Source organism: Aeromicrobium sp. PFPM2_SD2 (genome assembly GCF_057364525.1).
On sequence record NZ_JBNFNZ010000725.1, the window covers coordinates 1 to 726 of the forward strand.

Consider the following 726-nt stretch of genomic DNA (forward strand, 5'->3'; position numbering starts at 1 on the left):
CTGGGAGCTGCGCGCCCGCGGGCCGGGTTCACCGGCCCGCGCGAACTCGGTGGCCGTCCCACGGCGACCCCGGGGTGCCGCTCGAGGACGCGCTGGTTCTGGTCGAGGCGTTCTACGCCGCCCGCGACCTGCCGGCCAAGGCGCAGGTCGTCGTCGGGTCGTCCGGTGACCGCGCGTTCACGGCGGCCGGCTGGGTGCCGGCCGGCGGCGAAGCGTCCCGGCGCGATCGTCCAGGTGGCCGACCTCGAGGCGTCCTACGCCGCGGACGCGGACGCCGTGGTCGAGACGCGGGCCACCGAGGGGTGGATGCGGATGTACCACCGCGTCGAGGACCTGCGCCTGGCCCGCGCCGTCCTGGAGGGGCCCGCGACCGTCGGCTTCGTCAGCATCGGCTCGCCCGCGGCGGCGATCGGCCGCGTCATCGTGACCGGCGAGTGGGCCGGGCTGGCGGCGGTCGAGGTAGCGCCCGAGGCGCGCCGCCAGGGCCTGGCGCGACGCGTCGTCCAGACGTCCCTCGCCTGGGCGGTCGAGCGCGGCGCCGACAAGGCGTACCTGCAGACGATGCGCGACAACCACGCCGCGATCGCGCTCTACCGGCCGTTCGGCTTCAGCGACCACCACGAGTACCGCTACCTGACGCCCGGCGCCTGAGCCGGCGCGGGGCCGGACGGGATCTTTCCTGCGTTGCGCTGACCGCCCGAACCGCCCAAGGAACGCAAGTACAAA

General features: G+C 75.5%; 1 protein-coding gene. It reads left to right on the plus strand.

Annotated elements, in window-relative coordinates; all coding sequences use genetic code 11:
* Positions 1 to 651 (plus strand): GNAT family N-acetyltransferase (locus AC2W7G_RS17725; RefSeq protein WP_485869590.1); only part of this gene is annotated, 651 nt, incomplete at its 5' end.
* Positions 652 to 726 lie beyond the last annotated feature (75 nt).